At 67.8% G+C, this 20,414-nt stretch carries 15 protein-coding genes; 10 read left to right on the top strand and 5 right to left on the bottom strand.

Annotation, left to right across the window (positions count from 1 at the left end; all coding sequences use genetic code 11):
• Positions 1–20 precede the first annotated feature (20 nt).
• Positions 21–965 (top strand): diacylglycerol/lipid kinase family protein, encoded by a 945-nt coding sequence (locus tag ACIGKQ_RS13460; protein WP_396574015.1) that lies wholly within the window; start codon positions 21–23, stop codon positions 963–965.
• A 55-nt stretch (positions 966–1,020) separates the two neighbouring features.
• Here ACIGKQ_RS13460 and ACIGKQ_RS13455 read toward each other — a convergent pair whose 3' ends face one another.
• On the bottom strand, positions 1,021–2,457 hold the full coding sequence (locus tag ACIGKQ_RS13455; RefSeq protein WP_396574013.1) for a CCA tRNA nucleotidyltransferase: 1,437 nt from the start codon (positions 2,455–2,457) through the stop codon (positions 1,021–1,023).
• 195 nt (positions 2,458–2,652) lie between these two features.
• Between ACIGKQ_RS13455 and ACIGKQ_RS13450 the strand changes: the two genes are divergently transcribed.
• From ACIGKQ_RS13450 to murJ, 3 genes are read left to right on the top strand one after another with little or no spacing between them, the layout of a single operon-like run.
• Positions 2,653–3,846, top strand: coding sequence for an NUDIX hydrolase (locus ACIGKQ_RS13450; protein WP_396574012.1), 1,194 nt, complete (start codon positions 2,653–2,655; stop codon positions 3,844–3,846).
• A complete protein-coding gene (locus tag ACIGKQ_RS13445) occupies positions 3,839–6,631 on the top strand; it encodes a hypothetical protein (protein WP_396574011.1) in 2,793 nt (930 codons plus the stop codon). Before ACIGKQ_RS13450 ends, ACIGKQ_RS13445 begins: the two co-directional genes overlap by 8 nt.
• Positions 6,628–10,503, top strand: coding sequence for a murein biosynthesis integral membrane protein MurJ (gene murJ / locus ACIGKQ_RS13440; RefSeq protein ID WP_396574009.1), 3,876 nt, complete (start codon positions 6,628–6,630; stop codon positions 10,501–10,503). Before ACIGKQ_RS13445 ends, murJ begins: the two co-directional genes overlap by 4 nt.
• Here the strand turns inward: murJ and ACIGKQ_RS13435 are convergent.
• A complete protein-coding gene (locus ACIGKQ_RS13435; protein WP_235721465.1) occupies positions 10,482–11,471 on the bottom strand; it encodes a sterol desaturase family protein in 990 nt (329 codons plus the stop codon). The genes murJ and ACIGKQ_RS13435 overlap by 22 nt on opposite strands.
• Before the next feature lie 156 nt (positions 11,472–11,627).
• Between ACIGKQ_RS13435 and ACIGKQ_RS13430 the strand changes: the two genes are divergently transcribed.
• The 6 genes from ACIGKQ_RS13430 to ACIGKQ_RS13405 all read left to right on the top strand — a co-directional run bounded on the left by ACIGKQ_RS13430 (position 11,628) and on the right by ACIGKQ_RS13405 (position 16,891).
• Positions 11,628–12,341, top strand: a complete 714-nt coding sequence (locus tag ACIGKQ_RS13430; RefSeq protein WP_266061874.1) for a TetR/AcrR family transcriptional regulator — start codon at positions 11,628–11,630, stop codon at positions 12,339–12,341.
• Between the two features lie 121 nt (positions 12,342–12,462).
• The gene (sigM, locus tag ACIGKQ_RS13425; protein WP_235721467.1) at positions 12,463–13,023 is read left to right on the top strand and encodes an RNA polymerase sigma factor SigM; all 561 of its coding nucleotides are present in this window, start codon (positions 12,463–12,465) and stop codon (positions 13,021–13,023) included.
• Positions 13,024–13,181: 158 nt separating this feature from the next.
• Positions 13,182–13,925 carry a hypothetical protein gene (locus tag ACIGKQ_RS13420; RefSeq protein WP_396574007.1) on the top strand — a complete coding sequence of 248 codons (744 nt, stop codon included), beginning with the start codon at positions 13,182–13,184 and terminating at the stop codon, positions 13,923–13,925.
• A gap of 160 nt (positions 13,926–14,085) precedes the next feature.
• Entirely contained in the window at positions 14,086–15,078 is a 993-nt protein-coding gene (gene trxB, locus ACIGKQ_RS13415) for a thioredoxin-disulfide reductase (protein WP_396574006.1), read from the top strand.
• 89 nt (positions 15,079–15,167) lie between these two features.
• Positions 15,168–15,506: a thioredoxin gene (gene trxA / locus ACIGKQ_RS13410; RefSeq protein WP_235721470.1), complete on the top strand. Its 339-nt coding sequence runs from the start codon at positions 15,168–15,170 to the stop codon at positions 15,504–15,506.
• A gap of 206 nt (positions 15,507–15,712) precedes the next feature.
• Positions 15,713–16,891 (top strand): N-acetylmuramoyl-L-alanine amidase, encoded by a 1,179-nt coding sequence (locus ACIGKQ_RS13405; RefSeq protein ID WP_235721978.1) that lies wholly within the window; start codon positions 15,713–15,715, stop codon positions 16,889–16,891.
• 81 nt (positions 16,892–16,972) lie between these two features.
• Here the strand turns inward: ACIGKQ_RS13405 and ACIGKQ_RS13400 are convergent, their stop codons facing one another.
• The 3 genes from ACIGKQ_RS13400 to ACIGKQ_RS13390 all read right to left on the bottom strand — a co-directional run bounded on the left by ACIGKQ_RS13400 (position 16,973) and on the right by ACIGKQ_RS13390 (position 20,370).
• Positions 16,973–17,803, bottom strand: a complete 831-nt coding sequence (locus tag ACIGKQ_RS13400) for a hypothetical protein (protein ID WP_266061877.1) — start codon at positions 17,801–17,803, stop codon at positions 16,973–16,975.
• A 141-nt stretch (positions 17,804–17,944) separates the two neighbouring features.
• The gene (locus ACIGKQ_RS13395; protein WP_235721472.1) at positions 17,945–19,009 is read right to left on the bottom strand and encodes a ParB/RepB/Spo0J family partition protein; all 1,065 of its coding nucleotides are present in this window, start codon (positions 19,007–19,009) and stop codon (positions 17,945–17,947) included.
• Between the two features lie 413 nt (positions 19,010–19,422).
• A complete protein-coding gene (locus ACIGKQ_RS13390; RefSeq protein ID WP_328713907.1) occupies positions 19,423–20,370 on the bottom strand; it encodes a ParA family protein in 948 nt (315 codons plus the stop codon).
• Positions 20,371–20,414: the final 44 nt, after the last annotated feature.

Raw genomic sequence — 20,414 nt, 5'->3', positions numbered from 1 at the left:
GATGTGTAACATCGTAACCTATGGCGGGCGAGCCGAACCACCACAGCGCCGACCGGAGGTCGGTCGGTCAGGTGACCCTCCTGGTCAATCCGCACGCGCGTCACGGTGCGGCCGGCGACGTCGCCGAGGCGGCGATCGCACGGTTCGCGGCGTGCGGCATCGCCACCGAGATCATCGTCGGAGCCGACGCCCAGGATGCCGCCGAGCAGGCCGGCAAGGCGGCCGGTGGCGACACCGACGGGATCATCGTGGTCGGCGGCGACGGGACCATCCGACTCGCCGTGGAGGCGGCCTTCGGCACCGACAAGCCGTTGGGCATCGTACCGGCCGGCTCCGGCAACGACGTGGCCCGCAATCTGGGCATTCCGTGCGACGACGTCATCGCCGCGGTCGACATCATCGTGGCCGGCCACACGCGGTGCATCGATCTCGGCCGGGTCACCTTCCCGGACGGTCGTACCGCACTGTTCGTCACCGTCGCGGCGACCGGGTTCGACGCGTCGGTGACCGCCCGGGCCATCGACATGCGCCGGCCCAAGGGCCAGGCCCGCTACACCCTGGCCGCGCTGCGCGAGCTCGTCGGCTTGCCGTCCTACCACTACGACCTGCGCGCCGACGACGTCGAGATCGACGACGACCTGGTGTTCGCCGCCATCGGCAACACCACGTCCTACGGCGGCGGTATGCACATCACCCCGCGCGCGTCCATGACCGACGGACTGCTCGACCTCACGCTCGCCCATCATCCGGATCGGTTCGCCCGCGCCACCGTTGCGCGGGTGTTCCCGAAGGTGTTCGGCGGAACCCACGTCGACCATCCGATGGTCCGCACAATGCGGGGCGCGGAGATAGAGCTGTACAGCGATCCGCCGGCGCTGGTGTCGATCGACGGCGACATCGTCGGCGAGCTACCGGCGGTGTTCGAGGTTGTGCCCGGTTCGACGAACGTGTTCGCCCCGTCGTGAGCAGGGCCGCGGCGTTAGGCCCGCCATCGGACACCTTCGATCCACACAGCGACCGTCAGCCCTGCGATGCCCACCATTCCCGCAGGGCCTCCTCGGCCTCCTCGCGGGTCAGCGGACCGCGGTCGAGACGCAGTTCCTTCAGGTAGCGCCACGCCTGGCCGACCTTGGGGCCGGGCGGCAGTCCGAGCAGTTGCATGATGGCGTTGCCGTCGAGGTCGGGTCGCACCCGCTCGAGATCCTCGGCTGCCTGCAGGTCGGCGATCCGGTGCTCAAGATGGTCGTAGTTCTCCTGCAGCCGCCGCGCCCGGCGTTTGTTGCGCGTCGTGCAGTCGGCGCGCACCAACTTGTGCAGCCGATCCAGCAGCGGTCCCGCGTCGGTGACGTAGCGGCGCACCGCCGAGTCGGTCCAGGCGCCATCTCCGTAGCCGTGAAACCGCAGATGCAGGAACACCAGCTGCGACACGTCGTCGACGACCGCCTTCGGATACTTCAGCGCCCGCATCCGCCGGCGCACCATCTTGGCGCCGACCACCTCATGATGATGGAAGCTGACGCCGCCACCCGGTTCGTGCCGACGGGTGGCCGGTTTGCCGATGTCGTGCAGCAGCGCCGCCCAGCGCAGGATCAGGTCGGGATCGCCTTCTTCGAGGTCCACCGCCTGTTTCAGCACCGTCAGCGAATGCTGGTAGACGTCCTTGTGCTGGTGATGCTCGTCGATCGTCAGCTTCATCCCCGGTACCTCGGGCAACACCCGAGCGGCCAAGCCGGCGTCGACCATCACGTCGATCGCCTCGAGCGGATGCTCGCCGAGGATCAACTTGTCCAGCTCGGCCCGCACCCGCTCGGCGGTGATGCGCTCGATCTGCTCCGACATGTCGCTGATCGCCTCGAACACCCGGGGTGCCACCCGGAAACCCAGTTGGGAGACGAAACGCACGGCACGCAGCATCCGCAGCGGGTCGTCGTTGAAGGATTCCTGTGGCGTGGCCGGTGTGTCGATCACGCCTGCCAGCAGGGCGGTCATGCCGTCGAGGGGGTCGACGAACTCGGCTGGACCGTCGGCGCCGATCCGCACCGCCATCGCATTGATGGTGAAGTCGCGGCGCACCAGGTCCCCGCGCAGGGAATCACCGAAGACGACCTGCGGGTTTCGGCTCACCCGATCATAGGAATCGGCACGATAGGTGGTGATCTCGATGGTCGCGTCGCCTTTGCGCGCGCTGACCGTTCCGAATTCGATCCCGGTGTCCCACTGTGCGTCCGCCCAGCCGGCCAGGAGCGCGGTGACCTGCTCGGGCCGCGCGTCGGTGGTGAAATCCAGGTCGCCGGCCAACCGGCCCAGCACGGCGTCGCGCACCGACCCGCCGACCAGATACAGCTCGTGGCCGGCATCGGCGAACAGCGTGCCGAGCGGAACCAATACATCCGAGAACGTCTGAAGCGACACGGCCGCGCCGGCCAGCAGACGAGTTCGGCGATCGGGGTCGGTCACGGCACATCAGCCTACCGTCGACGCAGCCGGGGTCCGCATCCCATACCTGGTCGGTATTGCCACCCGATTCCGGGTGAACCGGGCGGATTCGCGGTGAACCGTGGCACAAACCGCCGCCCATCCGTGTCGACACCACCCTCGGCGCCACGGCCCATCCAGGCAAACGCCAGGTTGCCAGCGGCTAGCATCGGAGACGTGTCCGCCGACCCGTCCACCGACCCCTCTGACGTCTCCGACGACGTCATGGCGGGTTCGCGTGGTCCCAACGGGACCGGACGGCGTGATTCCGGACATCAGGATTCGGCACGCTCGGCCGACACCTCAGCGGGACACCGGGTGACCCCTGCCGACCTCGCACGCGCGAACTCCCGCGGCGGCGGTGTTCAGACCGGCACCGGATCGACCGCAACCGACGACCCGGGCGGAACCACTCGGCGCGGGCGGCGCGGACGACGGCGCCGCGGACGACGACCTTCTCCTCCCAGCACCGCCGACGCCGGACACGACGAGACACCGACCGCCGAACGACGCGACACGCCCAATCCCGGGCAGATGCCGAAGCGGTCCGGAAAGGCCGACCACGTCGAGGAGGAGTTGCGCCCGACTCACACGCGGGTGTCTCCCCCGAAACCCTCCGACCTTGTCGCGGTGACCGCCAAGATCACCAAGACCGGACTGACCCACACCTCCGCCGGCGCCGAGGCGACCTCGACGACCGCGAAGTCGAAGACCCGGCGCCGCACCGGCGGCAAGGGACCCGAACGCGGCCAGGAGCGCCTGCGCACGGTCCGCGAGACGTCGGCGGGCGGGCTGGTCATCTCCGATCTGGACCTGCCGACCGAGGAATTGTGTGCGGCGCTGATCGGCCGCATGGACCGTCGCGGACGGATGATGTGGTCGTTGCCCAAGGGGCACATCGAGACCGGCGAGACGGCCGAGCAGACGGCGATCCGCGAGGTCGCGGAGGAAACCGGCATCAGCGGCACCGTGGTGGCACCGCTGGGCAAGATCGACTACTGGTTCGTCAGCGAGGGTCGTCGAATTCACAAGACGGTGCACCATTATCTGCTGCGCAGCATCGGGGGAGAGCTCTCGGACGCCGACTATGAAGTCAGCGAGGTGGCCTGGGTGCCGCTCGAGGAGTTGCCCCGCAAGCTCACGTACTCTGACGAGCGGCGACTGGCCCGGATGGCCCGCGGCGTGATCGCCGATCTCGCCGCCGACCCCAACCGGTTGGCCCAGTCCGAGGCCGAGAGCATCCGCACCGAACCCAACGCCTATGAGAGAGCCGCAGCTGCCCGCAACCAGCGCCGCAACGAGCCGTTGCCCCCGGCGCGGTCGCGTCGACGGCGCAGGCGGCCGCGGCGTCCACCGGCCGGCGATGCCTGACCCGGTACCGCCCACGCTGCCGCTTGTTCTCCATCGATTCACGCACGGTCGATCCACGCGCGCATCCGCGGTGGTGTTCGCTGTCGTGGCGCTCGTGGTGCTGTGCGCCGGACCGGCCACGTTCGCCACCGCCGCTCCCGCCGCCGCCGTGCCCGTGTCCGACGACACGACCGGCACCACCGACACCGACGGGACCGGTGGCTTCCTGCGCCTCACGATCGACGAGATCACCCCGTCGATCGTCACCAGCGGAGGCGGCGCCGACGTCACGGTGTCCGGCAGTGTGCGCAACGTCGGCGACCGTGATCTGGAAGACCTGTCGATACGCCTCGAGCGCGGCGATGCCATCAGCGACGCCAACGAGCTGCGCAGCAGCCTCGCGGTGACCCCGGTGCCGGTGAGCGCGGCCACCGCCTTCCGCCCGGTGACCGACGCACTCGCGCCGGGCGAGTCGGCTGACTTCAGCATCACCACCCAGCTGTCTGCGGCCGACGGGCTCAACATCCAGCGAACCGGAGTGTTTCCGCTCAACGTCAACGTCAACGGCGTCCCCGACTACGGCAACGCAGCCAAGCTCGCCCAGTCACGCACGCTGCTGCCGGTACTGTCGCTGCCGCCCAACGCCACGCGAGCCGATCAGTACGTCGATCCCAGCACCGACGTCGACGACGCGAACATCGACAGCGATCTCGGCTCCGACGGATCGGTGTCGGCGAATCTGTCGAGCCCCGCACAACTCACGATGCTGTGGCCGCTGGCGGCGCCGCCCCAACTCACCCCGGGTGTGTTGGGCGGCAGCACCGAACCGGTCCGGCTGGTCGGCGAGGAGATGGCCCGCTCCCTGTCGGACGGCGGGCGCCTGCACACCTTGCTCGACGCCGCGCGGTCGGTGGCCGGATCCTCGGCCGGCGCGACGTCGGCGCCTGCTTCCGACACCACGTCGCCGACACCGTCGGTCGCTGAACCGGCGGAGCCCGAACCGTCGGCTCCGGGTGCCGCGCCGCCCTCGGCATCGGGAGAAGCCGCACCACCCGTAGGCGCTGCATCACCGGACGCGCCGTCGCGGCTGGCGCAGAGTATGTGCCTGGCGGTGGACCCGGACCTGCTGGTGACCGTGCGCGCGATGTCGCTGGGTTATGCGGTGTCGTCGGATCCGATGGACCCCACGTCGCCGACCACCCCGGGCACCGGTCAGCCGGCCGCACTGCAGTGGCTGACCGAACTGCGTGACGTGGCCTCCCGGATGTGCGTCGTCGCATTGCCGTTCGCGCAGGCCGACCTCACTTCGCTGTCGCGGATCAACGATCCGGGGCTGACCGACGCCGCCCTGGCCGGGCCCGCAGACGTCGTCGACGCCGTTCTCGGGGTGCGCAGCGTCCGGGGCATCACCGTGCCGGCGCTCGGCGCGATCGACAACACCGGCGCCGACGTCCTCTCCTCCGCATCGGTGGGCGCCGCGGTGACCTCCGCCAGCAGCGTCGACGCCGAGCGCGCGGACCCCACCGGCCGCTACCGAGTGGGTGACCTGGCAGTACAGACCAGTGAGGCACCGCTGACCGCGGCCCTCGCCGGTCTCGGCGACACCCCCACGACACCACCGCTCACGCCGGCCGACCAGGAGGTGTCCTTCGACGGTGAATCGGGCACCGCGCGCCGGCAGGCGGCGGTCGCCGCCGTGGCATATCCGGCCATCGACGCACCCACCCAGCCCGACCCAGCCGACCTGCCCACCGCCGGACGCAGCGAGTTCGTGATGCCGCCGACGTACTGGTCGCCGACCGCCGACGACACCGACGCCCTGTTCACCACCGCGACGCTGCTGCTCGAGTCGGGCGCCGCCACCCCGAGTCCACTGGCCGATGTGCGTGGCGCCCTCGACGCGACCACCACCACGGCCCGATTGACCCAACCGCCGGGCAGTCGACCGCTCGCCGAACTGGGCATGGCCGTCTCCGACGACGTCGCCGCCCAGATCGACGACGAGGCCGAACTCTCCTTCCAGCTGCAGGCATCGTTGATGAGCTCGGCCGATGTCGCCGCGACCCCCGAACGATATGTGGCCCCACTGCGTGAGGATCTGCTGCGCGCGGTCCGCACCCCGGACACCGCATCGGCGGCACTGCGTGCCGAGGCGCGCGGGCAGCGCGCCGCACGCATCACCGCCGTGGACGCCACCCTGCAGCGCATGCGCAACTCAATCACCCTGCTCGATCCCGGTGGCCGCTACACGCTGGCGTCCGAACGCAGCCCGCTGCTGCTGGTGGTGCGCAACGATCTGTCCCTGCCGATCCGGGTGCGGATCAACGTCGATGCACCGCCCGAACTCGACGTCGGCGATCTCGGCGTGATCGAGATCCCGGCACGCGGCACCCGACAGATCCAGTTGCCGACGCGCGCGGAGACCTCCGAAGAGGCGATCACCGTGACCATCGGTCTGACCACGTCCAGCGGCATCTCCGTCGGGTCGCCGATCTTCCTGTCGGTGCACGCCAACGCCTACGGCAAACCGTTGTTCTGGGTGACCATCGCCGCCGGCGTGGCCCTGGTGCTGTTGGTGGCCCGCCGCCTGTGGCACCGCTTCCGCGGCCAACCCGACCCCGCCGACGAGGACCGGCCCGATCCCAACGAACACGATCGGCTGCTGGCCGGCGCCACCTATCAGGAACGCCGCCGTAACCTGCAGACAGAACACCCGGGGCATGAGCACCACGATGTCTCGGCGGACGAGACCGACGACCACCAGGAGCCGACCACGACGAGCTCGAGTGACGGGGACAGGCCATGAGCGAACAGCGACCACCGGAGTCCCACCGGGCGGCCCCGCGTCGGATACCGCCGGGAGCGCCGTCGGGTCCGCCGCCACGCCGCGCCACCCCACCCGGTCGTGGCCGACCCGCACCGACTCGTACGGACACGCTCACCGCCGCCCGGACCGGCGGCCGACCGACCCCGGAGACCCGCGCCGAGGCCGAGATCGACGAGTCGTCGACCGGCCTGTCGCGTGACTCCGACGCCAGCATCCTCAAGACCAGTGGATCCATCGCGCTGGCGACCCTGACCAGCCGGATCACCGGATTCGTGCGCACCGTCTTGGTGCTCGCCATGCTCGGTCCGGCGATCGCCTCGGCGTTCCAGGCCGCCTACGTGCTGCCGAACATGATCGCCGAGGTCGTCCTCGGCGCGGTGCTGACCGCCATCGTCATCCCGGTGCTGGTGCGGGCTGAGGCGGAGGACGCCGACGGCGGACGCGCCTTCATCAACCGCATCTTCACGTTGACCGTGGTCACCCTTGGCGCCGCGACCGTGATCTCGCTGATCGCCGCTCCCCTGTTGACCTTCCTCAACGTCGGCGACGGCGACGTCAACCGCGACCTGACCACCGCGCTCGCCTACCTGCTGCTGCCCGAGATCCTCTTCTACGGCCTCTCGGCCCTGTTCATGGCGATCCTGAACATGAAGGGGTTCTTCAAGCCGGGCGCCTGGGCTCCGGTGCTCAACAACATCGTCCAGATCGCGACGCTCGTGCTCTACGCGGCGATGCCCGGCGAGATCTCGCTCAACCCGGTGCGAATGACCGACCCGCAGCTGCTGGTGCTCGGCATCGGTACCACGCTCGGCGTCGTGGTGCAGGCAATGATCCTGGTGCCGTGGCTCAAGCGGGCCGGCATCCGCCTGCAGCTGCAGTGGGGACTCGACGCCCGGCTCCGCCGGTTCGGCAACATGGCGCTCGCGATCGTCATGTACGTGGCGATCCTGCAGGTCGGGTTGGTCATCACCTACCGCATCGCCGCGCACACCGACGCCGCCGGCATCAGCGTCTACGCCACCCACTGGCAGCTGCTGCAGCTGCCCTACGGCGTCCTGGGCGTCACCATCCTCACCGCGATCATGCCGCGACTGTCGCGCAACGCGGCCGCCGACGACAACCGGGCCGTCGTCGATGATCTGTCGTTGGCCACCCGGCTGACGATGGTCGCGCTGGTACCCGTCGTCGCCTACATGACATTCTTCGGCCCGGCCATCGGTGTGGCCGTGTTCAACTTCGGCCGGTTCGATGCCGAGATCGCATCCCAGCTCGGTTCGGTGCTCGCCTGGGGCGCATTCACGCTCATCCCCTACTCGATGACGCTGGTCCAGCTGCGGGTGTTCTATGCCCGCGAGGACGCCTGGACGCCGACGGTGATGGTGCTGGGCATCACGGTGGTCAAGGTGGCCGCGTCGCTGCTGGGTCCGGTGCTGTTCTCCGACCCGGAACTGGTGGTGCGCTGGCTGGCGCTGTCCAACGGGCTCGGCTATCTGGTCGGCGCCGTGGTCGGTCACTTCCTGCTGCGCCGACGGCTCGACGACGCGCGGCTGACCGACGTCGCCCGCACCACCGCGGTGACGCTGGTCGTCTCGGTGGGCATCAGCGCCATCGTGTGGGCCGTCGCCCAGCTGTCCGGACTACATCTGATGATGACCGAGGCCGGAAAGTTCGGTTCGCTGATCTACTTGGCGCTGACGGCAGTGGTGGTACTCGGCGTCACCTACGCCGGCCTGGCCGTCGCCCGCCTGCCCGATGTGGTCTCGATCGGCCTGACGGTGCGCCGCGTGCTGGGCAGATTCGTCCCCGCCTTGGCGCCGCCTGAGAGCCCGGTAAGAGAATCGACTGCAACCATCACGGTTCAGTTTCCGCAGACCGTCACCGACGAATCGCTCCCGTATTCTGGTCAGGTACAGGTGCTCCGGCGATTCGACCGGGGCACTGCCACATGGCAGTCGTACTCGGTTCACAGCGGTGGAGCCGCGCGCCTCCGCGATGGTGGCGAGATGCGGATCCACGCGCCACGCGACATGCGGTATCGCAGGAGAGGAGCTCGGCGCGTGAGTGACAATGAGATCGGTGCCACGCAGGACACCGAGATCATCCCGGACTCTCCGGCCGACCAGGGCTCGGTACGAGTCGAGGATCGGTCCGAGACATCCGCGACGGACACCCCGACCGCGGACCGTCGCGACGATCCCGGCCGCGCCGAGAAGCCCACGGACACACCGAAATCGGACAATCCAGCCAACCCCGCCCAGGCGACCACGCGGATGCCGTCGGCCACCCAGCCGCGGCCGCGGGGTCCCCGGCTGGTCCCCGGGGCGGCCGTCGCCGGCGGCCGATACCGCCTGCTCGATCACCACGGCGGCACCCGCGGTCTGCAGTTCTGGCGGGCTCTGGACATCAATCTCGACCGTGAGGTGGCGCTGACCTTCGTCGACGCCGAGCAGCTCGCGCCGCCACCGCGCCGCGGCGAAACCGCCAAGGTCACCGACGACGGACCCCAGGGTGTGCTGTCGCGCACCTTGCGACTCGGTCAGATCTCGTCGGCCGGGGTCGCGCGTGTACTCGATGTGGTGCGCGGATCGTCGGGCGGCATCGTGGTGAGCGAGTGGGTGCCCGGCTCGTCGTTGGCCGAGGTCGCCCGTTCCGAGCCGTCCCCCATCGGGGCGGCACGCGCGGTGCGCGCACTGGCCGCGGCCGCCGAGGCCACCCACCGCTCGGGTGGGGCGCTGTCGATCGACCACCCCGACCGCATCCGGATCAGCACCGACGGCAACGCCGTGCTCGCCTTCCCCGGCACCCTCGCCGGTGACGACAAATCCTCCGACGTCCGCGGACTGGGTGCGGTGCTCTATGCATTGCTGCTGGCACGGTGGCCGCTCGACGGCCGCACCGGTACCCGTCTGGTGACCACCTCCGACACGACCGACGAGGTCGGCGGCCTGCCGATCGCGCGCCCGGACAAGAACGGCGCGCCGATCGAACCCCGGGAGGCGCGGCCGGACACGCCGTTCGAGATCTCGGCCGTCGCCGCGCGAGCCCTCGACGGCAATCGAGGCATCCGCACAGCCGGCACGATTCAGCACGTTCTCGACCAGGCGACGGTGATCGATCTCAACACCGACATGTTGCCGGCGATCGAGACCGACCAGGCCCCGGTCGCAATGACCCCGACGCCGTCCCGTACCACTGCCGGTACCGAGCCGGAGGGCACCGGACGACGCAATGTGGCGTTGCTCGCCGGCGCCGGACTGCTGGCGCTGTTCGTCATCATCGCGCTGGTGGTGTGGGCGACCAACATCTTCGGCTCCGACGGCGACGCGTCGGACATCGACTCCATCCTCACCACCACGTCGGCACCTCCGGCGACCGAGACCCAGCAACAGGCCGCGGCCCCGCCGCCAGCACCGGCCCCCATCCCGCTGCAACGGGTGAACCTGGTCGACTTCTCGAACCAACCGCCGGACAGTTCCACCAATCTCGGCAATGTGATCAGTGGTGTCGCACCTCCGTGGAGCACCGACATCTACCGCGGCTCAGCCGATTTCGGCGGCCTCAAGGATGGTCTCGGGCTGATGTTCGACCTCGGCAGCGACCAGTCCGTCGCCACGGTCACCATCCGGACACCCACGCCGGGGTTCGATGTGTCGATCCGGACCGCGACGTCGGCGCAACCCACCTTCGCCGAGACCACCGAAGTCGCCTCCGGCACCGTGTCGCAGCCGTCGACCACCATCACCATCCCGAACCCCACCGAGAGTCCGTTCGTGATGGTGTGGTTGACGTCGCTGCCGGCGGGTGGCGGTGGCTTCCAGGCAGAGATCGCTCAGGTCTCGATGGCGGGCTGATCCCGCCTGTGCGGTGAGCCCAGCATCCGCTGACGACCTGCGCGTACCGGCGGATTCGTCGTCGCCGGCTTCCAGCCCGGCGGTCCGAACACCAGACCCAACCGCGTCCGCACGCCTCGGGCGGCCCGCACATCTCGGGCGATGGCCACGTACTCGTGGGTCTGCAGCCGCCAGATGTTGTAGGTGTCGACCGGCGTGGTCAATCCGTACGTCGGACGATGTTCCTCCGCGGCAAAGCTGCCGCAGAGCCGATCCCAGATGATCAGGGTGCCACCATAATTGCGGTCCAGGTACTCGCTGTCACTGCCATGGTGGACGCGATGGTGGGACGGCGTGTTGAAGACGAATTCGATCGGCCGCCAGAGCTTTCCGAGGTGTTCGGTGTGAATCCAGAACTGGTAGACGAGATTCAGTGAGTACGCCGCGAAGACGAGGGCCGGCGGAACGCCGAGCAGGGGGAGTGGCAGCCACATCAGGATGCCGGCGCTGTTGTTCCACTTCTGTCGCAGCGCCGTGGTGAAGTTGAAGTACTCACTGGAGTGATGCGCCTGATGGGTCGCCCAGATCAACCGGACCCGGTGCGCGAGACGATGCTCCCAGTAGAACAGGAAGTCGAGTCCGACGAACGCGATCAGCCAGGTGTACCAGGCGTCGGCGGGCAGCTGCCACGGCGCCACGTAGGCGAATACGGCCGCATATCCCAAGAGCGCCAATGCCTTCCACGCGGCGCTCGTGCCGATCGAGACCACACCCATGAGCAGGCTGGCCCGTGCGTCACGGATGTTGTAACTGCCGGGTGCCGACGACGAACGTCGCGTCCCGTGCAGGTGCGCGCGCTGTGCGGGCCGGTCACGTTCGGTGTGGTCCAGCTTCCACGCCGCCCACCACTCGAGCGCAACCATCGCCACGAAGAACGGAACAGCCAGCACCGTCGGCTCCCGCATCGCCTCGGGCAGAAAGTCCAACACCGGCCACTCCTCGGTCGACGGTCACCAGACCGTTTCGGTTTCTGACACGAGTGCATGTCAGATAGTTCTGACACGGTAGCGTGTCAGATAGGCTGCTGTAAACAGTTCTTGGTATTCGCGATGCTTTCCCAACCGAAACGGCAGGAGTCCGGCACGATGACCACCCGGGGACGGCGCTACGGCGGCGCCGACGCGGCGCAGCGGCGAGATCGTCGGCGCAGCGACCTCATCGCCGCCGGTCTCGAGCTATTCGGGACCGAGGGATTCGCCACCGTGTCGGTGAAACGGATCTGTGACCACGCCGGGCTCACCCAGCGCTACTTCTATGAGTCCTTCGAGGACAGATTCGCCCTGCTCGCGGCGGTGTATGAGGACTGCGTCGCCACCGCCCGGGCGGCCACGATCGGTGCTGGGGCCCCGTTCGTGGGCGGCAGCGGGGGAGCGGTCAGTGAGGGCGAGAGCGCGAAGAGTGTGGGAATTCTCGCCACCGACGCCGAAGCCGTAGCGCGGGCAGCGCTGGGGGCCTTCATCGGCACCCTCGCCGACCAACCTCGGCGCGCGCGGGTGATGCTGGTCGAGATCGTCGGGGTCAATCCGGCCCTCGAGCGGCTACGGCTCACGGCGATCCACGGGTGGGCCGACCTCATCCTTGCGCTCGCCCTGGGCGAACGGTCCGCCGCCCGACCGCAGCGACTGGCGGCCATCGGCCTCGTCGGCGCCGTCACCCAGTTGCTGGTGGATTGGTATACGAGCACGGCGGGGGAGTTCGCCCCCGGCGATGCCACCGACGCCGACCTGTTCGAACTCGACGCCATCCTCGACGTCAGCGTGGAACTGTTCGTGGCGGCCTACCAGCGACTTCTGGGCTGACACCGCCCGCGTTCCGCGCGGTGCACACCAGATTCCACACACCACGCATCTTGTCCCCAGTTCTGTGGACTACGTGCAGGTCAGTGGCACATCGCCGGTTCACTTCCATTAATCTTCTCCCATGACTCGGGGGAGCGTCGATGCACGCAGCGACGATGACCTGCTCCTCGCCCACGTGCACGGCGATCCCGGCGCCTTCGCGGTGCTGATCGAACGCCATCACGCCTATCTCTGGTCGGTCGCCTGCCGCACCAGCGACAACCCCGACGATGCCGCCGATGCACTGCAGGACGCCCTGCTCAAGGCGCATCGGATGGCCGATCAGTTCCGCGCCGACGCAAAGGTCACCAGCTGGCTGCACCGGATCGTGGTGAACTCCTGCCTCGACCGCATCCGACGCAACCGGGTGCGACTGAGCGTGCCGATCCCCAACTACGACGTCGAGCCGTACCCCGACGAGCGTGATCAGATGGCGGCCGTGGATCTGTCGCTGTCGATCGGCCGGGCGCTCGACGCGTTGCCACCTGAGCAGCGCGCGGCAGTGGTCGCCGTCGACATCGAGGGCATGACGATCGTGGACGCGGCTACTCGCCTGGGCGTGCCGGTCGGAACAATCAAGAGCCGGTGTTCGCGTGGTCGCCTGCGGTTGGCACAGATTCTCGGTCATCTGCGCGACGACTGATCACCCCCGGCGAGAATTGCACACGATCCGATGGAACCGGACCGCGGGCCGGTGCGTCTTACAGTTGACGAGCACGAGTTGACGACCGCCGCACGGTCGGATCGAACGGCCCGGCAACTGGCCGGGCACGTGCACCAGAGAAGTGGGAGAGTGCAGCGATGGTCCCGCCGGGAGCAGACGACGAGGCGTCATCCTCTGCTGAGTTCACGCGCTACCCCGAGCCGCCGTATTCGGTGGAACTGCTCGCCGATCTGCACGCCGACGTGCTGGCTCCCGACGTCGCCGCGCACATCCGGTCCCGACTCGTCGACGACCCGCACGCGCAATCGGTCCTCGATGCGCTCGATGCGACCGCCCGCGACCTGCGCGGCGCCGCGGTCGCCCCGGTACCCGTCCCACCCGACGTCACCGAACGGACCCACCGGACACTCGACCGGATCGGCGCCGAGGTGACTGCCGTCGGGGGCGGCGAAGTGGTGGCCGCCCGCCGACACCATCGCGCCCGGCGATGGGCTGCCGCCGGTGTGGCAGGCGCGGCCGCTGTCGCCGTCGCGGTCTCCGTCATCGCGCTGCGCGCTCCCGAACCGGGTACACCGGTGCAGGCCCAGCCGTCGGCGACCGCAGACGCGGGGGAGCGGGTCACCTTGCTGTCGGTGCTCGGCAACGACGGCTTCGCCCCGTTCGGCTCAGAGGCCGCCCTACGACGCTGTACCGCCGCCAACGGCGTCGCAGCCGACGCCGGCATCGTCGGCTCGGGCCGGGTGTCGCTGCGAGACCACGACGACGCCGTCGCGATCCTGCTGTCCACCGGTGTGGCCGGTGTGTTCGACGCCCTGGTCGTCGGCTCGGACTGCACCACCGACAATCCGTCGACCATCTCCCGGACCACCGTCGGCAACTGAGTTGCCGGTCACGCGGACGACAACCACACCGCGTCCTGTGACGCGGCCGGTACGGGCGCGGACGGCGGGAACATCTGCCCTTACCCTGATGTTGAGACAGCCGAGACCGACGCAGCGCGATCACCTGACTGCCCAGCAGCGTCGACGAGTAGGAGGACGGATGACCCACGCAGACAGCCAGCAGATCCACGACCTGATCATCATCGGATCCGGACCCGCCGGCTACACCGCCGCCGTTTACGCGGCACGCGCTGAGCTGGCACCGCTGGTCTTCGAGGGCACTCAGTTCGGTGGTGCCCTGATGACCACCACCGAGGTCGAGAACTTCCCCGGCTTCCAGAACGGGATCCAGGGGCCCGCACTCATGGATGAGATGCGTGAGCAGGCCATCCGCTTCGGTGCCGACCTCCGGATGGAAGACGTGGACACCGTTCGGCTCGAAGGTCCCATCAAGGAGGTCGAGGTCGGTGGCGAGGTGCATCGCGCCCGTGCAGTGATCCTGGCCATGGGCGCCGCCGCCCGCTACCTGGGTGTCGAGAACGAGCAGGAACTGCTCGGCCGCGGGGTCTCGGCGTGTGCCACTTGCGACGGTTTCTTCTTCAAGGACCAGGACATTGCCGTCATCGGCGGCGGCGACTCGGCGATGGAGGAAGCTACGTTCCTCACCAAGTTCGCCCGCAGCGTGACCCTGATCCATCGCCGCGACGAGTTCCGGGCCTCGCGGATCATGCTCGAGCGCGCCCGCGCCAACGAGAAGATCCGCTTTGTCACCAACTCCGCGGTGACGTCCGTCGTCGGCGACGGCTCCGTCACTTCGCTGGGTCTGACCGACACCGTGACCGGCGAGACCAGCTCCATCGAGGTGACCGGTATGTTCGTGGCGATCGGTCATGATCCGCGCAGCGAACTGGTCAAGGGTCAGATCGACCTCGACGCAGAGGGCTATGTGCAGGTCGACGGCCGCACTACCTACACCTCGGTGCCCGGGGTGTTCGCCTGCGGCGACCTCGTGGACCACACCTATCGGCAGGCCATCACAGCGGCAGGCAGCGGCTGTTCGGCGGCGATCGATGCCGAGCGCTGGCTCGCCGACCAGGGCGTGGCGGCACCGTCGGTCGAGAGCGACATGTACGTCGTCGACGCCACCGCCTGACCGACCCTCGAGTCACGCAGCCCCACACACCAACTCTCCATACACCAACTCCCCAAACACCAACTCCACAGTCCACAAGGAGGACACCCATGGGTGCAAACACCGTCGCCGTCACCGACGCGACCTTCGCCGATCAGGTACTCGGTTCCGACAAGCCGGTGCTGGTCGACTTCTGGGCGACCTGGTGCGGTCCGTGCCGCATGGTCGCACCGGTGCTCGAGGAGATCGCCCGCGACCACGCCGACAAGATCACCGTCGCCAAGCTCGACGTCGACGAGAACCCGGCAGTCGCGCGGGACTTCAAGATCATGTCGATCCCCACGATGATCCTGTTCGAGAACGGCAAGCCGTCCAAGACCATCGTCGGCGCGAAGGGCAAGGCTGCGCTGTTGCGCGAGCTCGACGACGTGGTCGGATCCCCCGCATAACACACGTCTACCTGGCGATACGCTGGCAGCACCTATGCGGCCGGCACCGTCGACACCGATGATGGCGCCCCGAGCGGCGCCATCATTTGGTCGTGCCGTCACGACCTGAAAGAATGCCTGGTGTTTGCGCCGGTACGTGGCCTGCACCGGTGAGTGGAGCGTTTTCGCCCGTGCCACGGCCGCACCGAATCGACGAGGAGTTGCTGATGCCGATGTTCCGCCTCGGGGATCATGGCTCGGCTGTGGCCGAGATCCGCAACATCCTCGTCGGTCTCGGGCTGCTCACTGCAACACCCGCACCGGAGAGTTTGTCCGGCACCATCAGCGGCTGGACACCGCCCGAAGCCGTCTTCGACGATTCGTGCGACCGCGCTGTGCGCGCATTCCAGCAGCAACGCGGCCTCATCGTCGACGGCATCGTCGGCCCGGCCACCTACCGCGTTCTGCGCGAGGCTTCCTACCAACTCGGTGCGCGCGTCCTGCTTTATCGGCTGTCGGCTCCGATGGTCGGTGACGATGTGGCCACCCTGCAGGGACGGCTGCAGAACCTGGGCTACTACACCGGCCTGGTCGATGGCACCTTCGGCGAGACCACACACAACGCGGTGTGTCTGTATCAGAGCGAGTTCGGCCTGTCATCGGACGGCATCTGCGGGCCCTCCACCCTGCGCTCGCTGGAACGTCTCGGCACGCGCGTCACGGGTGGTTCGCCGCACGCCATCCGCGAGGAAGAGCACGTGCGCCGTTCCGGACCCCAGCTGTCCGGCAAGCGGATCTTGATCGATCCGGGTTCCGGTGGGCTACACAAACTTTCGACCGGTGCTCGGGCCGAGACCGAGTCGGCGGTGCTGTGGGACCTCGGTTCCCGGCTCGAGGGACGGATGGCTGCGGCCGGCATGGAGACCTTCCTGTCGCACGACGGTCGCGGGCGTCCCGGCGACGAGGAGCGCGCCCGCGTCGCCAACATGGTCGGCGCCGACCTGATGGTGTCACTACGCTGCGGCCATTACCCCAGCGAGTTGGCCCATGGGGCGGCGTCGTTCTACTTCGGCAACTCGCACGGATCCTATTCGACCATCGGCCGGAATCTGGCCGGGTTCATCCAACGGGAGATCGTCGCGCGCACCTCGCTGACCGACTGCCGAACGCATGAACGAACCTGGGATGTCCTGCGGCTCACCAGGATGCCCGTCGCTCTGATCGACGTCGGGTATATCACCAACTCCGCCGACGTCGCGCTTCTCGAGGACGCACAGACGCGCGACGTGATCGCCGAGGCCATCTTGGTCGCTGTCAAGCGTCTTTATCTACTGGGCGACGACGATCGTCCTACCGGCACTTACACCTTCGCGGAACTACTTGCCGCAGAACGTCTCTCGAGCTGACGCACTCGGAGTGCCGACCGGCGACACACAGCGGCCGCACGCCTCGTCGGATGATCTGAGCTGAAGGCCTGCGCTCCAGGGTCAGCTGCGGCGACCGACCGGTACCGCCGTCCGCTCACGGCCCGCCAGATCCAGTGCTGCCATCACCACCAACTTCTCCAGGGCATGCTCCACCTCATGCTTCCACCCCAGGCCCTCATCGAGTTCCAACCGGAACCGTGGGAAGCGCGGATGGGACGCGATCAAGTCGAACCCCGAGTCCTTGAGGAAGTCGGCATCGATCATGCACTGCAGACACAATCCCGCCTGCGGATTGTCGTGCATCACCCGGGTGATCTCGACGATCGCTTCGTCGGCCCACAACCGCATGTCCTCGGTCATGCTCTCCAGAGCGCCCAGCTCCGCGACGTCCTCGGGTTCCGCCGATGGAGTGGGCACTTCGGAGGATGGACCAGCTTCCTCAGGTGTACGCACGAGACCGAAGGCCTCGATGGCACGCACACCACGTCGAACCAGGTCGGTGACCACGCTGTCGAGCAGAATCGGTGCCGCCTCGTCGAAGCCGGGTTCCGTGCGGATCGAAGTGAGCAGAACCGCGTCCGCGCTGACCGGAGAGGTGGGGAAGAGGGTCGACCGCGGCACCCGCCGCGGCGGTGCGTAGAACGCATTGCCCACGACCTTGCCGGTCTGGCCGTCGATGGCCACTTGGGCGCACGTTCCCCATTCGAGGAGCACTCCCGAGATCCACGCCTCTTTGTCGAACTCGCTCTCGAACGAACCGAAATCTCCGAAGATGCTCTTCTCCGCCTCGCGGGTCGACGCCGGATCGACTTCCCAGAAAACACATCGGCGGGTGTGGAGCGGCAACGTGTCGAAGGATTCGAGATCCAGGCGGGTGACTGCGAGACTCATGCGGCCGGCCTCCACGTCGGCCGCAGCGAAGTGCCGAAAGTGATGTGCGACAAGATGTTTCGTACTTTCACTATCGTCCTCGCTACTGAAGTGTCACTGTGACGTAACAACCGGGTACCTATAGGTGCGCCGATCACGCGGTCACGAAGTTCCTCGTGGATCGATTACGCCGACGATCCGCTCGAGGTCATCCACCGAGCCGAACTCGACCACGATCTTTCCCTTTCTCTTCCCGAGACTGACTGTAACCCTCGTGTCCAGTCGATCCGAGAGCCGTTCGGCGACGTCCTGGAGACCGGGCATCTGCATCGGCTTACGCTTCGCCGGTCCCGCGGGGGAGGAGGGCTGATCGTCGCCCCGGTTGGCGAGAGTGACCGCTTCCTCGGTGGCCCGGACGGACATACCTTCGGCCACGATGCGCGCCGCCATGGCCTCCTGTGCATCGCTGCCGGTCTCCATCGAGAGCAGTGCGCGAGCATGGCCGGCAGACAGGACGCCGGCCGCGACGCGCCGTTGCACGGGAATCGGTAGCTTCAGCAACCGGATCATGTTGGTGATCAGTGGCCGTGACCGCCCGAGCCGATTGGCCAGTTCCTCATGGGTGACCCCGAACTCCTCGAGCAACTGTTGGTACGCCGCCGCCTCTTCGAGTGGGTTCAGCTGTGCACGATGGATGTTCTCGAGCAGCGCATCACGCAGCATCTCGGCGTCGGCGGTCTCCCGCACGATCGCCGGAATGGTGTCGAAGCCGGCTTCTTTGCTGGCCCGCCACCGACGTTCGCCCATCACGAGCTGATAGGTCACACCGTCATCGGTGGGTGTGGGCAACGGCCGCACCACGATGGGCTGCATGAGCCCGAACTCCTTGATGGAGTGCACCAGCTCGGCGAATGCCTCTTCGTCGAAGACCGTGCGCGGCTGCTTGGGATTCGGCTGGATCTGTGCCGGCGGAATCTCGCGGTACACCGCACCGACCTCCGACGACACGACGGCAGCGCCGTCAGTTGCCTCGGCGGATGCCCCGGACGCAGGTGTCGTCGGGGTGGAGGGGGGAGCCCCTGCACCCTTGCCGATGATCACGTCCGCCGCCGCCGAACCGAGGCGGGGTCCCGACGGTGCGTCGCCTTCCGGCGGTCCGGTGGGGATCAGCGCGGCAAGACCACGACCGAGGCCGCCGCGACGTTGTGCGGGTTCTCGCTGACTCACTGTTGTCCTCTCCCTGTGTTCACCGTGAAACCGTTCGCGGCGACATCACGACCGGTCAATTCGTCGCCGATTGAGCAGCCCCGAGCCGCCAAACGACCGGTGAACTACCCGCTGATTGAGTAACCCCGAGCCGCTAGTGTCCCGCGCCGGAAATTCGTTACATGAGTTCGGCGGTCCAGGTGGATGCATCGCGAGGCGGCGGAGGATGCAGGTACTGGATGTACCTGCGACGACGCCAACGAAGCGAGGCGCCGCCTGGACGTCGAAATCATCATCGAATTTCCGACGCGGGACACTAGGCGAGGGGTGTATCGAAATCAGCAGAGCCCACGCCTCCGACTCGGCCGTTCCCCGCACGGCCGTGCACCCGGCAGCAACCGTCGTACTCGGTCTGCACCTCGCTGCCCGAGCGCTCATGCGCGCGCGCTTCGCAGGGCGATCTCACGAGACGCGTCGAGGTAGCTCATGGCTCCACGTGAACCCGGGTCGTACTCGATGATGGTCATCCCGAATCCGGGAGCCTCGGACACCTTCACACTTCGGGGGATGATCGTGTTGAGCACCGTCTCCCCGAAGTGGCGACGCACTTCCTCGGCCACCTGGTCGGCGAGCTTGGTGCGTCCGTCGTACATCGTCAGCACCACGGTCGAGACGTGCAGCCCCGGATTGAGGTGGGCCTGCACGAGTTCGATGTTGCGCAGCAACTGACCGACACCCTCGAGTGCGTAGTACTCACACTGGATCGGGATCAGGACTTCCTTGGCGGCCACCATCGCATTCACCGTCAGCAGACCCAACGATGGCGGGCAGTCGATCAAGACATAGTCGATGCCGAGTTCGGACAGCAGATTCTCATCGAGTGCGTTTCGCAGACGGTTCTCCCGAGCCACGAGCGACACCAGCTCGATCTCGGCACCGGCAAGATCAAGAGTCGCCGGGACACAAAAGAGATGATCGTTGTTCGGACTCTGCTGGGTGGCCTCACGCAACGAGACGTCGCCGAGGAGCAACTCGTAGACCGACGCGATGTCGGGGGCGCGATGGTCGATACCCAATGCCGTGCTCGCGTTGCCCTGCGGATCGAGATCGATCACGAGAACCCCGAGTCCATGCAGCGCGAGACCCGCGGCGATGTTCACCGTGGTGGTGGTTTTCCCGACACCACCCTTCTGGTTCGCAATGGTGATGACGCGAGGGGACGGCGGGTGGGGGAGTTCCCCGGCGCCACCGGGCGTCAGCACCTGACTGGCACGAGCTGCCGCGGCAGCAATCGGGGTGTCATCGAATCCGGGAACCGACCTAGGGGAGGAGCCTCCATCGGCACTTGTTTCACGTGAAACACTTCGGTCCTGTTCGACCACGCCTGGACTCCTTCGCCCCACTTCGTATCCGTTGGCACCCTGGT

Source organism: Gordonia sp. NPDC062954 (genome assembly GCF_044543825.1).
Classification (GTDB): Bacteria; Actinomycetota; Actinomycetes; order Mycobacteriales; family Mycobacteriaceae; genus Gordonia; species Gordonia tangerina.
The sequence above is the reverse complement of the archived record's forward strand: the minus strand, read 5'-3'. Positions and strand labels throughout refer to the sequence as shown.